The sequence below is a fragment of the Bacillus timonensis genome (genome assembly GCF_000285535.1).
GTDB classification, from domain to species: domain Bacteria; phylum Bacillota; class Bacilli; order Bacillales; family Bacillaceae_L; genus Ferdinandcohnia; species Ferdinandcohnia timonensis.
In genome coordinates, this window is the sequence record NZ_HE610990.1 from 1 (window position 1) to 12,980 (window position 12,980).

Below are 12,980 nucleotides of genomic sequence, written 5' to 3' on the forward strand. Positions count from 1 at the left end.
CAAAGAACTAATTTGGAGCGGGTGATGGGAATCGAACCCACGACATCAGCTTGGAAGGCTGAGGTTTTACCATTAAACTACACCCGCATATATCAAATTCCGTCTGGTCGGGAAGACAGGATTCGAACCTGCGACCCCTTGGTCCCAAACCAAGTGCTCTACCAAGCTGAGCTACTTCCCGATATAATATGGCGCGCCCGAAAGGAGTCGAACCCATAGCCTTCTGATCCGTAGTCAGACGCTCTATCCAATTGAGCTACGGGCGCATATTGATAAGTCGTTTTAAATTAGCGACTTTTCTATAATAACATCTTTCAAACTTGATTGCAAGTACTTTTTCAAAAAACTTTTTTTGGTGCGGTCGAGAAGACTCGAACTTCCACGGGATCAACTCCCACTAGGCCCTCAACCTAGCGCGTCTGCCATTCCGCCACGACCGCGAATACATTAATTATGGTGCGGGTGAAGGGACTCGAACCCCCACGTCAAAGACACTAGATCCTAAGTCTAGCGCGTCTGCCAATTCCGCCACACCCGCATATATTAATGTAAATGGTGAGCCATGAAGGACTCGAACCTTCGACCCTCTGATTAAAAGTCAGATGCTCTACCAACTGAGCTAATGGCTCTAAAATGGCTGGGCTAGCAGGATTCGAACCTACGAATGACGGAGTCAAAGTCCGTTGCCTTACCGCTTGGCTATAGCCCAATGATTTCGTTTCTTGAAAATACTACTTTAAGTAAGCTGCAAGAACTTCTCCGCAAGAGGATAATCTGAAAAATTCCAGTAAGAATTTTTGCGAAATACCGTCGACATTACTAAGCAACAAACGAAAGTTAAGTCATGGTGGAGGATGACGGGATCGAACCGCCGACCCCCTGCTTGTAAGGCAGGTGCTCTCCCAGCTGAGCTAATCCTCCATTTTTCGAGATAGAAATGGGAGGTAGAATTTTTTAATTCTACATCCCATGATCGTATGACCCGTACGGGATTCGAACCCGTGTTACCGCCGTGAAAGGGCGGTGTCTTAACCGCTTGACCAACGGGCCATATTAAACTGGCGGAGAAGGAGGGATTTGAACCCTCGCGCCGCTTACGCGACCTACACCCTTAGCAGGGGCGCCTCTTCAGCCACTTGAGTACTTCTCCATTGGCTCCGCAGGTAGGATTCGAACCTACGACCGATCGGTTAACAGCCGATAGCTCTACCACTGAGCTACTGCGGAATAATGTAGCGACATTACTTATTATAAAAACAGACTTTCTTGTTGTCAAGAGCATCTATCTTTTTATTGTTTTTGCCTGTCCGTTTTCGCGGCGACTTTTATAATTTATCATAGTATTAAACAGGTGTCAATATTTTTTTACCTCAGCTAATTTCCCTGAACATTTTCCGCATACATACCGGTTTGTATTGATTCTTCTTTTCCTTACATATCCTAACCCGCAACTTTTACAGGTATACAAATATTGTGTTGAGGCTTTTCTTTTATTAACTGATTCTAATGGTTTACAAAATCGGGGAGCATCTACAGCTTTTAGGAGATTTCGAAAGTCTCGATCACGATGCTGGTATCCCTTTCCGTCAATATGTAAGTGGTAATGACAAAGTTCGTGTTTTATGATTCCCACCAACTCTTCAATTCCACGCTCCTGATAATACTTCGGATTAAGTTCGATATTGTGAGATTTCAGCAGATACCTTCCGCCAGTTGTTTGTAATCGATTATTGAAGGTTGCCTGATGAAGAAACGGTTTGCCAAAGTACTCGAGAGATACTTCCTCTACGATTTTTTGCAACTCATACTGTTCCACGTTTTTTCTTCCTTTCTATCCTTTTCGAACAGGACGTACTATGTGTGCATACACTATATATACTCAAACCTATAGTTTGGTAACAGTAACACTATCGTATCATTCTTTTGGTTTTTCAGGTATGAAAAGTATAAATACGAGGAGGTTTTCGTTTATGCCTACTTGGCTTCAAAACCAAATGAAACGCGCCTATTATGAAAAAAATCGATACCAAATTAAATTATTGAATCAATGCTGGTATTTTTATAGAAAAAAACACTGCTCGTAAGCAGTGTTTTTCAATTCTTAGTTTTGTGGTGGCAGCATTGTTAATGCCACTCTTCCTTTTTTGACATCGACATCATCAATCCAAACGGTAACTACGTCGCCAACTGACACGACATCTAGTGGATGTTTAACAAAATTTTTACTTAGTTTCGAGATATGAACTAAGCCATCTTGTTTTACCCCAATATCAACAAAAGCTCCAAAATCTACTACATTCCGGACAGTTCCTTCGAGTTCCATCCCTTTGGCAAGGTCTTCAAGCTTGAGGATGTCCTTTTTTAGTAACGGTTTTGCTAATTCATCACGTGGATCACGTTCTGGGCTTACTAATGCCTCTGTAATATCATGTATAGTGATTTCTCCTATACCCATTTCAGCAGCTATTTCTTCTGCCACAATTGACGAGATTGCTTCTTTTAAATTTTCCGTTCCAAGGTCATTACTTGTTAGGCCGAATTTAGAGAGAAGTTTTTTAACCTCTTTATAATTCTCAGGGTGTATGCTTGTACGGTCTAATGGTTCGTCTCCATCTACAATACGCAGAAAACCAATACATTGTTCATAGGTTTTCGCACCAAGGCGTGGAATGTTCTTCAATTCGCTTCTATCTTTGAACTTTCCTTGTTCTTCACGTTTTTTAACAATATTGTTAGCCACAGCCTTTGAAAGACCCGCTACATATTGCAACAAGGACGGTGAAGCGGTATTCACGTTTACACCAACTTTATTAACTACTGTTTCAACCACGAATGTTAACTGATCATTTAGCTTTTTCTGAGAGACGTCATGTTGGTATTGACCTACACCAACTGATTTCGGATCAATTTTTACAAGCTCTGCTAATGGGTCCTGGAGTCTTCTCGCTATGGATACGGCACTTCTTTCTTCAACGTGTAAATCAGGAAATTCTTCACGTGCAATATCAGATGCAGAGTATACACTTGCTCCCGCTTCATTGACAATGATATAGAAGATTTCCTGATTGACTTCTTTTAAAACATCAGCCACAAATTGCTCAGTTTCTCTTGAAGCTGTTCCATTCCCGATCGCTACCATTTCAACCTTATATTCTTGTAAAATGGATTTTATTTTCTTAACCGCTTCATTCTTTTTATTCACTGGTGGGTGTGGGTAAATAACATCTATAGCTAGAACTTTCCCGGTTTCGTCGACCACCGCCAACTTACAGCCTGTACGATAGGCCGGGTCCACCCCTAAAACAATTTTACCTTTAAGTGGTGGCTGTAAGAGCAGATTACGAAGGTTTTCTGAGAAAATATGAATTGCCCGATCTTCCGCTTTTTCAGTCAATTCTTTACGGATTTCCCTTTCAATCGAAGGCTGAATGAGGCGTTTATAACTATCCTCGATTGTTTCTAAAATATAAGACACTACCGGTGAATTTTCCTTTTTTACAATTTTTCGTTGTAAAAAGGTTAAAATTCGATCTAGTGGCGCTTCAATTGTTACACGTAAAATCTCCTCTTTTTCACCACGATTCATCGCTAATACACGGTGAGGAACAACCTTATGAATTGGCTCCTTGTATTCATAGTACATTTCGTAGACATTTTTTTCGTCTTTTTCTTGGTCTTTTACTGTTGTTTCAATTGTTCCTAGCTTGAAAGTTTCATTTCGAATCCATTGACGGAATGTAGCATCGTCAGATATCCATTCAGCAATAATATCCTTAGCACCCTGAATGGCATCTTCAACAGTAAGAACCTCTTTTTCAGCTGAAATAAACCCTGTTGCATATTCTTCAACATCCACATTCATCGGGAAAGTATATAACCACTCTGCTAACGGCTCCAGCCCTTTTTCTTTAGCAACTGTCGCTTTTGTTCGACGTTTTTGCTTGTATGGTCTATATAGATCCTCAACTTGTTGGAGTTTTGTTGACTTCATGATGTCTGCTTGAAGCTCATCTGTTAACTTTCCTTGTTCAATAATAAGGCGAATGACCTCTTCTTTTCGATTTTCAAGGTTTTGCAAATAGGTCCACTTTTCTTGAACATCTTTAATTTGCACCTCGTCTAAAGAACCCGTTAGTTCTTTTCGGTAACGTGCGATAAAAGGTACGGTATTTCCTTCATCTAAAAGGTTAATTACACTATGCACTTGCTTGGTTGTAATTCCGATTTCTTTTGCGATCGTTTTTACCATCAGTTCGTTTGCTTGCAATGTCTGTGTCAAAACTGTTTTCCTCCTACTTTCACTTCTAGGGGAATTTCAAAAGTTCCATGATACGGTCCTTTTTCAAAACCCTACTATAACCTTTTTCTATTTTACCAAAATTGGCTTATCCAAGTACTGCTTGACGCAGCTTTTTTATCGCGCTGCGTTGAATGCGGGAAACATGCATTTGTGAAACCCCGACGATTTTTCCGGTTTCTCTTTGACTCTTTTCTTTTATATATGTGTAGTAGAGGATTCTTTTTTCTCGCATTGTCAATACGCGGAGAGCTTTCTTAACATCTAGTTTTTTCAGTACCTTTTCATAGCCTTTTTCTTTTTTACCAACTGTGTCAAGTACGGTATTCCCCTCTTGATTAGCATCAAAAGGTGCATCAATTGATTGGGTAGAATAGGCCTGTCCTAATTCCCTTACCTCTATGACTTCCTTTTCATCAACATTGAGGTAGTTCGCAATGTCATGAACCCCTGGCTCTCTTTGCAGTGCAATTGTAAGTTCTTCCTCTGCCTTTTTTATTTTAATTCCAAGCTCCTTTGCTCTTCTTGGAACATGTACACTCCACGTTTTATCACGCAAATAATGTTTGATTTCGCCGATAATGGTTGGAATCGCAAATGTATGAAAGCTTTTTCCAATCGTTTGGTCGAATCTTCTAATTGCACCTAACAATCCAATTTTTCCTACTTGGACAATATCTTCGTGAAAAACCCTGCCTTTAGAGTATTTCCATGCAATTGAGTTAATCACATTTTCATACCTCTCGATGATCTCCCTTTCCTTTTCTTTTGAGCCAGTTTTATGGAAGTCCTGCACCAGCCTGTCTACTTCGCCACTTTTCGGATTTGTAGATTGCTTCTTCATTCTGTTCCACCGCTCTCTTAATATTTTTTGAAAGGTTGTGGGGATAGCCCCTTATTATGTACTTCGATAGAAAAGTTGTGATTTCCTTCACATTATAAGATTTGTTACAAAAGTAAAATGTTTTTGTAAAATAAGCATGCGACTTAAATATAGTATGGACGAAAAAATAAAAGAAGCTACCAAGTGGTAACTTCTAATAAACGAATCACATATAAATAATGAATTAAAAATCGATGAGTCCTAAACTAATTTGTAAGGCATCATCCACTCTGTCCATCATCTCTTCATCGAGATGTGTGATCTTATCGGTTAGACGCTGCTTATCGATTGTACGAATTTGTTCTAACAGGATAACTGAATCGCGCTCAAATCCATAACGCTCTGCATCGATTTCAACATGTGTTGGGAGCTTCGCTTTTTGAATTTGCGCAGTTATGGCTGCGACAATGACTGTGGGACTAAACCGATTCCCGATATCGTTTTGGATGACAAGAACAGGACGAACGCCTCCTTGCTCTGAGCCAACAACTGGGGAGAGGTCTGCAAAATAAACGTCGCCACGTTTTACAATCAAATGATTACCCCCCGCTAACTAAGCGTTCTACGGTGTGGTCAGCCTCAGATTCAGCTAAAAAAGCCTCCGATGCAATAGTAAGGTTGATTTTCGCCATTTCCATGTAACCGCGTCTCATAGATTCGGTAATTTGACGCTTCTTTCTCTCACGTAGATACATTTTTGTAGCTTGATAAATCAGTTCATTACGGTTACCGTTTTCTTGTTTCACAAGGCCATCCAACTCACTAATTAGATTTTGTGGTAATCGTACTAGAATTTCTGTTGTTGCGCTGGATTCAGACACAAACATACACCTCCACCAACTTGCCACCAATATTCTACTCCAATTTTAATAATACCATCATTATGATTAGATGCAAAGCTTAATCCATTAATTCTTAGTTATTATCGACAATTAGAATTGGTTTTTATGCACATGTTTTACAAAACTTCCATAACTTTCATTCCAATTCGCACATAAAAAATGAATTGTACCCGATGTGTACAACTTTTGTACTAATTACTCTACTAGTAATGTCTTAATAATGGATTTCTCACTTCAATTATTCTCTTATTTCTTAAAAAAATACGTGGCACGCGGAAACTTATTGAACAGGTAACCTCGTAATTGATCGTATCAAGGGCGTTTGCTACATCATCAACACTAATGAATTTGTCCTTTTGCTTCCCAATTAATGTAACTTTTGTGTCAACAGGTAATTTCTTTGGTAGACGGACCATAAATTGGTCCATGCAGATACGGCCAATAATTTGACAAAGTTCACCGTCAATTAAAACATGTGTATTTTGTAGCTTTCGTAGCCATCCATCCGCATAGCCAACAGGGACGGTTCCAACCCACATATCTTCATCTGCTGTAAAGGTTGCCCCATAGCTTATCTTCTCACCTTTTGTTATTCGTTTTACATGTACGAGCTTGCTATGGATGGAAATTGCCTGTTGAAGCTGGTACGGAAGCTGGTCTTTGATTTCAAGCGATGGTGTCATTCCATACATCCCTATACCAAGTCGAACAACATTAAATACTTTTTCCGGAAATCGGTATCCAGTAGCACTATTACCACAATGTATCATTTTCGGCTTGTTTGGCATCCACTCAAGCATTTGCAAGAAGTTCTGATATTGTTGGTCAAAATAGGATGTATTAATTTCGTCTGCTGTTGCAAAATGCGTAAAAACTCCTTCAAGTTGAATCTGAGGATTCTCCTCGATGGTCTTAAGAATTGTTTGTAATTCGCCTTTTTCTTTTATACCCAGACGGCCCATTCCTGTATCAAGTTTTAGATGAAGGGTAAGTGGAGTATTGCCGTGATTGTTTTTTAGTACCTCATCAAGCCATTCCTGACTATAAATAGTGAGTGAAATATTGTGTTCTGCTGCAATTGCGACATCAGTTGGGCGTGATGCTCCAAGGACAAGAATTGGGGCATTAATTCCTCCATGTCGTAGGGAGATTGCTTCGTCTATAAAAGCAACTGCGAGACCAGTTGCCCCCGCTTCAAGTGCAGTTTTTGCGACCTCAACGTCCCCATGGCCATATGCATTTGCCTTCACGACCGCCATAATGTCCACTTGTTCTGGTAAAAACCTTTTCATATTTTTTACATTTTCAAAAATGCAATCTAAATCAATTTCAACCCACGTATCACGATAAAAATGGGTAGAATCCATGATTAAACACCTTCTTAGTTTATTGACTATTTCGTATGCGCCTTGGCGTATTTAAGCCCGATTTATTCGTGCACGCTCGAAAAGTTCCTTTCATAAAGTCGAGGCACCCGCCGGAGGCTAATAGTAATCAGTGTAAAATCCCTAGTGATTACTACTATATGAGTTCGATTATTAAACTTAGTTGTGTCCATGTCAATGGTTGTTTTTTCATACCCATCTTAACATATGATGGAAAAAATTAAATATGTAAGGAAAATTTCAAATACGCCTAAGCATATTTGCTGCCCGATTCTTTAGCCCATAAGGATGTGGCGTTTTTATTCTTGATCTTTCTACTCGAAAAAATCACACTGAAAAAACGTGACATCAGTCGGGGTTTGGCCCCCAATAAATTTACCGCATGGCAAAGACCCCTTTGGGTGGTCAAAGAGGTCTTGCCAATCATTTATTTAAAAATCAACACCTTACCTACTGTGCCATCGTCGCTTTGGCCAACGACCCGGAATTTCAGACCGTATTCAGGAATATTTCGTCCTGCGTCAACTAAACCTGGGTTACTGTAATCTGCACTGTCATCAAATAAAGGTGTACGTTGTGTAAAGTTATCTTTCATTGTGACACCTAATAAATCTGTATAATCTAATAGCATTTTCTCTGATTTTTCAAGGCTAAATGCAGCATCGTGTAGCTGATAACGAGAAGAACCTACTGCTTTGTCACTCCAGTAATTCGTGTGTTGATCAGCATCTACAACACCGAGGAAGCCGTCTCCTGGGTGTATACCAGTCCAGTTGTTGTCATAGCTTTCGTCGACATACCAAACCACTAAACCTGGATCAAATGACATTAGGCTCGCTCCACGGCGGATATTCTTTAAGCCTTCATCGACGCCATTATGAGATCTCCATTCTAGTAAATAATAATGTTTCGTTGTATATTTACCATCATGTTTTTCAAAGCCCTCTAGTGTAAATTTTGGTTCTCCTTCCGCTCCGTCAATAAATACTTCTTTTCCGTCTGCAGTCACCTTCACATTATCTGCAAAGAAACCATCAAGGTTCGTTGCCCAATCTGTCATTGAGCGGAATTGCAATTGAATTTTTTGATTAGCATACTTGCTTATATCAATTGTTTCATGCACCCACCCATTACTAGATCCAGTATAACCAGGTAGGTTTTCACTGATTGCTGGGTAACCATCCGGATCAAGAGTTGTTGATGTTCTGTCACTTGATAGTGATGTCCAAGTGTTTCCTCCATCGGTTGAAACTTGGACCATTGCATAATCCCAATCCTTTTCGATGTTATACCAAGCATCGAAATCAAGAGTCGCTTTTTCTGCTCCTGTCAAATCAACTGTCGCAAACATTTTATGGTCGGCTTCATCACCTTTACCACCATAATATTCAAATGATCCTTCAGCTGGAGTATTTAAGACATTTAGCTTATCTGGCAAATCAATACGTACAGCATCATTATTTGTACCTTTTGTTACCCCCTCATCAAGAAGGACAGTTGTGCCTTCACTTGTGATTTTATCTGCATCAAGTGTTGTACCACTTAACCAGTTACCACCATGAAGGTTTTGAAGCATCTGCTTCGCGAATGGGCTCATTCCTGGTGGTTCTGTACCAGGTATCTTTCCTGCCCAGCTGCCTGCTGACATTAATGACCAAAATTCTATCGCTTCTCCTGCTCCACTATAAATAGTGTCATATTCATCCGGAAGACCTAAATCATGGCCAAATTCATGTGCAAATACACCTGCAGCCCCATCTTCAGGTTCAATCGTATAATCGTAGGCACCTAACAGTCCGCCAAAACGGTCACTATTTGACGTTCCTCCAGGTACTGCAACTAAATTACCAAGGTTCCAACGGTGAGACCAGATTGCATCGCCACCAAGAGAGCCACCGCCTGCTTCTTCACCTACACCTGCGTGGATTACCATAAGATGGTCAATGATACCGTCTGGTTCATTGTATACACCGTCTCCATCGTAATCGTCACGATCCCAGACATCGTATTCACTTAAGTCTACATTTGGATCTTGTCCCGCTTTTGTTAATGCCTCGTACACTAACATACGTGGGCGACTGTCACTGCCTTCCGGATCAGGATAATTCCCACCATAATATGCAGCTGGATGGTCTGCTGTATACCAACCTGCTACAGTTCCATCCACTGTATAACTTCCACCTGATTGTTGTTCATAGTATTGCTTCATTGACACTAACTTTTCTCCGTTCGGGCCGTCATATCCATTTTCACCGAAAATCATATTTTGGAAATGGTCATGGGTATAGTCCTCATACCACATGTCTGTTTCGTCTTTTGTGATTGAGCTCTTTTCATAATCAGGGAAATCAATCGCAAGGACTAGAACCTTGTCATGTCGCAACTCACCATCAAATTTTTCTTCTTTTACCGGATCGACTTTATTTTTCTTAGCCTGTCCAAGCTTATTTCCATTTCCACTTTTTAACCCATTATCATTTGCTTTCGTAGCTGATTTAAGATTTGCATCAAGCCCTTTTGGTAGCTTGTCCTTTGTTTTACCAGCGTTATCAGCTTTAGCTTGTAAGTAATTTTTTAATTCCTTCTCTGCTTCTGCAGGAGAAGCGTTTTTTGCTATTTTTCCGTTCTTCTTGAGCATTTCAATGAGTTTTTCGTCGTTCGCAATTCCTAGGTCGATTGGTGAACCTTGTGAAGCTAGTTTTGAGGATACATCTGATGCGTTAGCGTTTGGTGATATTGCTGGACCTGCTAATAGTCCAACGCTTAATGATAAAGCAAGTGCTGTGGAAAAAATCTTTTGTTTCTTCAACTTCATACCCCTCCAATGAATTGATTGTTTCATGCATTTTAAGCTTATATTCGTACCACTCCCAACCTCCCTCAAGAATATTGGACATGTCTCGCTTAAATAATGTAACAGAGTCTTCCAAAGAAATTTGTAGAAATTCATTATCTAGAACATTTTTCGTTCGTGAAATTCTATGTTCTATCACCCTCATCCGACAACTTCCTTCGGTTTTTGAAATAATTGCTAAAAGAATCCTGTCGATATGTAGAAAACGAAAAAAAACAGGCTCATTTATCGAGCCTGTTTTCGGGTTTACTTTACTGATTTTCCTTGTACAGTACGAGCTACAGAGATTAATTCTTCTTGAGTCAGATCATCAGAAGCAATCATAAATTCTGCACCATTGTATGTCCAGGAAACAGATTTATCTGTAAGGGTACCAACTGTGAATCCAAGGTCAACCGGTTCACCGCTTAGCGAAATTGTTGTAGCAACCTCAGCAACTCTCGCTCTTTCTTGGATCAAAGTAAAGGTTTTTTCCCCACCGAATGTCATGATTACACGTGTACCATTTTCAGTTTCAATTTTCTTCTCTTCTTTTAGTTCCACACCAGCAATTGCATCCTCAGAAGGATAAAGAACTTCAAGTGGTTGCTTATCAACTTCACCCATAACTGGAATTTCGTCTAAAGTAGCAGAAGACATATTCTTGTCTACGTCAAATGCTGATTTATCAAAACTGGCATCAAATTCTACCTTTTTGAATTCAACTAGTAATAATACTTTCCGATCTGGATCCATTACCTTTACAGATACCGGAGCTAGATCCTTTTTACTAAAAGTAATTTCTTGCTTAGGAAGCATATTATTATTTTTGTAATTTGTTTTTGTTTCAAAAATGTATTGGTTCTTTGTTGCTGTAAATTTCGCTTCTGGGTCTTCTTTCACATCATGTACTAATGATTCAAATAAGTATGCTTGGCTACTATTTTCTGGCCAATCGCTTTGGAAGCGGAAGCTCTTGTTTAGAGCAGGTGTTAGAACAAACACGCCCTCTTCGTTACGTAAAATCATCTGGCTTTGGTCTTTTTCAGCATTTTTTAAATTAACGCGATAGAAGGTTGGCTCCTTATGCCAAATTTCCACCTCATATACCTGTGGATCATTACCTGTTTGAAGTGTCATCTTTGCATCTGCCTTATAGCCAGTCATTTTTTGCACCTTTTCATCTAATGCACTAACCACATCTTCCTGTGATTTCTCCCCACATGCCGCAAGTACAAGGGCAATAAGTAGCCCTAACAACAACAAAAATACTTTTTTCTTCATTTCTTCTTCAACCCCTTTGCCTCATATCGACTATTGTTGAGATAAAGGTTATGATGTGATGAACAGGTAAGGAATCGCATTCGTTCGTATTAGGACTCCCTTCCAATTTCTGAGTGTTCTTTTCTTAGTTTTTTACTATAAACGCGTGTAAACTAAGTAAAAGTCATACGTTCATCATGCTCATACACCTTGTCTCACCTACCGCACTAAAAATATATGAGGCAAAGTTGTGTAATATGCAGACTAGCTTGACAAGCTTTCAAGAATTACTTGCGCAACGGCATATTCTTTACTGTGAGTAATGGATAAATGAGCCCTATGATTCAAGGGTTTTGTAAGGAGTGGCTTACCGTTTTCATCCGATAAAACCTCAATATCTAAGAAGCTTAGATTCTCACCAATTCCTGTTCCAACTGCCTTCGAATATGCTTCTTTAACCGCAAATCGACCGGCAAGAAACTCAACCTGCCGGGACTCGGACAAGCGAAAAAATTTCTCTTTCTCAGCAATTGTTAAAATACGATCCACAAATTTTTTTTGTCTATGTAAAATTTTTTTAATTCTTTCAAGCTCGACAATATCGATACCGGTACCAATGATCATTTCAAAAATCCTTTCTTCTATATAAAAGCTTTCAATCATAATATGTACAGACCCCCAAAGGAGTTCGCTTTCTTTAAAAGAATATAGTACGATAGAAGAATACTAAAAGGAGAATCAAGATGTTTATAAGGACTGAAAGCTTTCGTCAATTTTTACGATTATATCCTATTATATCAATAATAATCGGGATTCATATTTTTCTTTGGTTACTAATCTTTTTATCTCTTCCATTTGGAACAACTCTTTTACAGCAAATGATTGGGTTTAATTTCTTGATATCTGAGGGAGAATATTGGAGACTTGTGACGCCGATTTTTGTACATAGTGGGTTTGGACATATGCTTTTTAATTCCTTCTCACTTGTCTTGTTCGGACCTGCACTAGAGAGTATGTTAGGTAAGGTTAAATTCACTGTTGTTTATCTGTTAACCGGGGTAGCTGCAAACTTAGCAACCTATTATATTGAACCATTGGAATTTGCCCATGTCGGTTCATCTGGAGCAATCTTTGGGCTGTTCGGTATTTATTTATATATGGTTGTATTCCGTAAAGATTTAATTAATCATATGAACGCTCAACTCATTACTACTATCTTAGTCATTGGTTTAGTTATGACATTTATTAATTCTAATGTGAATATCGTCGCCCATCTATTTGGTTTTCTTGCCGGAGCCATAATTGCACCGCTTGTTTTACCGAAAACTTCTGGCCAGCCACAGATAATGTTGGCAGGAGATTCTTCATATCGACCACGAATGAGAATTCCTAGACAATTTACACCAAAGCATATTGTATGGCTCATTATTATTATCTTAGTCATCCTTGGAATTTTTCTGTAAAATAAGTTAGGAGC

Annotated in this window: 11 protein-coding genes and 11 tRNA genes; 2 read left to right on the forward strand and 20 right to left on the reverse strand. The window is 39.3% G+C overall.

Features of this window, described 5'->3' with window-relative positions; translation table 11 throughout:
- Positions 1-13: 13 nt before the first annotated feature.
- The 12 genes from BTHG_RS22020 to BTHG_RS22075 form a co-directional block, all read right to left on the reverse strand.
- A tRNA-Gly gene (locus BTHG_RS22020) sits at positions 14-87 on the reverse strand.
- A 17-nt stretch (positions 88-104) separates the two neighbouring features.
- A tRNA-Pro gene (locus BTHG_RS22025) sits at positions 105-181 on the reverse strand.
- A gap of 8 nt (positions 182-189) precedes the next feature.
- A tRNA-Arg gene (locus BTHG_RS22030) sits at positions 190-266 on the reverse strand.
- Positions 267-353: 87 nt separating this feature from the next.
- Positions 354-440: transfer RNA gene (locus BTHG_RS22035), tRNA-Leu, on the reverse strand.
- A 14-nt stretch (positions 441-454) separates the two neighbouring features.
- Positions 455-538 (reverse strand) — tRNA-Leu (locus BTHG_RS22040).
- Positions 539-553: 15 nt separating this feature from the next.
- A tRNA-Lys gene (locus tag BTHG_RS22045) sits at positions 554-629 on the reverse strand.
- Positions 630-634: 5 nt separating this feature from the next.
- A tRNA-Gln gene (locus tag BTHG_RS22050) sits at positions 635-709 on the reverse strand.
- A 136-nt stretch (positions 710-845) separates the two neighbouring features.
- A tRNA-Val gene (locus BTHG_RS22055) sits at positions 846-921 on the reverse strand.
- Between the two features lie 57 nt (positions 922-978).
- Positions 979-1,050: transfer RNA gene (locus BTHG_RS22060), tRNA-Glu, on the reverse strand.
- 9 nt (positions 1,051-1,059) lie between these two features.
- Positions 1,060-1,150: transfer RNA gene (locus tag BTHG_RS22065), tRNA-Ser, on the reverse strand.
- A 2-nt stretch (positions 1,151-1,152) separates the two neighbouring features.
- A tRNA-Asn gene (locus BTHG_RS22070) sits at positions 1,153-1,227 on the reverse strand.
- 127 nt (positions 1,228-1,354) lie between these two features.
- Positions 1,355-1,816, reverse strand: coding sequence for a SprT family protein (locus BTHG_RS22075; RefSeq protein ID WP_010284630.1), 462 nt, complete (start codon positions 1,814-1,816; stop codon positions 1,355-1,357).
- A gap of 154 nt (positions 1,817-1,970) precedes the next feature.
- Between BTHG_RS22075 and cmpA the strand changes: the two genes are divergently transcribed.
- Positions 1,971-2,084, forward strand: coding sequence for a cortex morphogenetic protein CmpA (cmpA, locus tag BTHG_RS26515; protein WP_087947091.1), 114 nt, complete (start codon positions 1,971-1,973; stop codon positions 2,082-2,084).
- A gap of 17 nt (positions 2,085-2,101) precedes the next feature.
- Here cmpA and BTHG_RS22080 read toward each other — a convergent pair whose 3' ends face one another.
- The 8 genes from BTHG_RS22080 to acpS all read right to left on the reverse strand — a co-directional run bounded on the left by BTHG_RS22080 (position 2,102) and on the right by acpS (position 12,127).
- Positions 2,102-4,249 (reverse strand): Tex family protein, encoded by a 2,148-nt coding sequence (locus tag BTHG_RS22080; RefSeq protein ID WP_042342471.1) that lies wholly within the window; start codon positions 4,247-4,249, stop codon positions 2,102-2,104.
- A 136-nt stretch (positions 4,250-4,385) separates the two neighbouring features.
- On the reverse strand, positions 4,386-5,141 hold the full coding sequence (locus BTHG_RS22085) for a SigB/SigF/SigG family RNA polymerase sigma factor (RefSeq protein ID WP_010284633.1): 756 nt from the start codon (positions 5,139-5,141) through the stop codon (positions 4,386-4,388).
- 223 nt (positions 5,142-5,364) lie between these two features.
- Positions 5,365-5,715, reverse strand: a complete 351-nt coding sequence (gene ndoA / locus BTHG_RS22090) for a type II toxin-antitoxin system endoribonuclease NdoA (protein ID WP_010284636.1) — start codon at positions 5,713-5,715, stop codon at positions 5,365-5,367.
- Between the two features lie 4 nt (positions 5,716-5,719).
- Positions 5,720-6,001, reverse strand: a complete 282-nt coding sequence (locus tag BTHG_RS22095; protein WP_010284645.1) for a CopG family ribbon-helix-helix protein — start codon at positions 5,999-6,001, stop codon at positions 5,720-5,722.
- 224 nt (positions 6,002-6,225) lie between these two features.
- Positions 6,226-7,389: an alanine racemase gene (gene alr, locus BTHG_RS22100; protein WP_010284646.1), complete on the reverse strand. Its 1,164-nt coding sequence runs from the start codon at positions 7,387-7,389 to the stop codon at positions 6,226-6,228.
- A gap of 445 nt (positions 7,390-7,834) precedes the next feature.
- Complete coding sequence (locus BTHG_RS22105; RefSeq protein ID WP_010284647.1) at positions 7,835-10,216, reverse strand: immune inhibitor A domain-containing protein; 2,382 nt, start codon at positions 10,214-10,216, stop codon at positions 7,835-7,837.
- Positions 10,217-10,507: 291 nt separating this feature from the next.
- A complete protein-coding gene (locus BTHG_RS22110; protein ID WP_010284650.1) occupies positions 10,508-11,524 on the reverse strand; it encodes a LolA family protein in 1,017 nt (338 codons plus the stop codon).
- A 243-nt stretch (positions 11,525-11,767) separates the two neighbouring features.
- Complete coding sequence (acpS, locus tag BTHG_RS22115) at positions 11,768-12,127, reverse strand: holo-ACP synthase (RefSeq protein WP_010284652.1); 360 nt, start codon at positions 12,125-12,127, stop codon at positions 11,768-11,770.
- A gap of 119 nt (positions 12,128-12,246) precedes the next feature.
- Between acpS and BTHG_RS22120 the strand changes: the two genes are divergently transcribed.
- Positions 12,247-12,966, forward strand: a complete 720-nt coding sequence (locus tag BTHG_RS22120) for a rhomboid family intramembrane serine protease (RefSeq protein ID WP_010284653.1) — start codon at positions 12,247-12,249, stop codon at positions 12,964-12,966.
- The last annotated feature ends 14 nt before the right edge of the window (positions 12,967-12,980 follow it).

Bases quoted from the DNA above. Each gene is read 5' to 3' on its own strand.
- cmpA (WP_087947091.1), top strand. From the start codon at position 1,971: ATGCCTACTTGGCTTCAAAACCAAATGAAACGCGCCTATTATGAAAAA.
- BTHG_RS22080 (WP_042342471.1), bottom strand. From the start codon at position 4,249: ATGGTAAAAACGATCGCAAAAGAAATCGGAATTACAACCAAGCAAGTG.
- BTHG_RS22085 (WP_010284633.1), bottom strand. From the start codon at position 5,141: ATGAAGAAGCAATCTACAAATCCGAAAAGTGGCGAAGTAGACAGGCTG.
- alr (WP_010284646.1), bottom strand. From the start codon at position 7,389: ATGGATTCTACCCATTTTTATCGTGATACGTGGGTTGAAATTGATTTA.
- BTHG_RS22110 (WP_010284650.1), bottom strand. From the start codon at position 11,524: ATGAAGAAAAAAGTATTTTTGTTGTTGTTAGGGCTACTTATTGCCCTT.
- acpS (WP_010284652.1), bottom strand. From the start codon at position 12,127: ATGATCATTGGTACCGGTATCGATATTGTCGAGCTTGAAAGAATTAAA.
- BTHG_RS22120 (WP_010284653.1), top strand. From the start codon at position 12,247: ATGTTTATAAGGACTGAAAGCTTTCGTCAATTTTTACGATTATATCCT.